This window comes from Halomonas sp. SIMBA_159 (assembly GCF_046536035.1).
Lineage (GTDB): Bacteria > Pseudomonadota > Gammaproteobacteria > Pseudomonadales > Halomonadaceae > Vreelandella > Vreelandella venusta_A.
This window is the reverse complement of sequence record NZ_JAWJBT010000910.1, coordinates 1-259: the sequence shown is the minus strand read 5'-3', so window position 1 is coordinate 259 and position 259 is coordinate 1. Positions and strand designations below refer to the sequence as shown.

The 259-nt window shown below is 54.1% G+C and carries 1 protein-coding gene; it reads left to right on the top strand.

Annotation, left to right across the window (positions count from 1 at the left end; translation table 11 throughout):
• A partial coding sequence (locus tag R0J87_RS21900; protein WP_498888944.1) for a hypothetical protein occupies positions 1-259 on the top strand: 259 nt, incomplete at both ends.

Sequence of the window (259 nt, the reverse complement as noted above, 5' to 3'; positions counted from 1 at the left end):
AAGACGACATTCTCGCGACTAATACACATGCCGATTTTCTACCCGGCGTCCTTTCCTACGCGCACGTTCTTTCGTTGATGGCCGGAGCCGAGCCGAACGACAGATTCGATGGACGCGCGCGCCGTCCTCAAAACGAGGAAATCTCGATTCCGCTTTCCGAAGTCATCAAGAAATGCAACGCGATAGCGGGCCACTCGCGTCCACATGTGATGGCAATGCTCAAGCGCATGGAGAAGCTCAATCTCATATCCATCGAAGG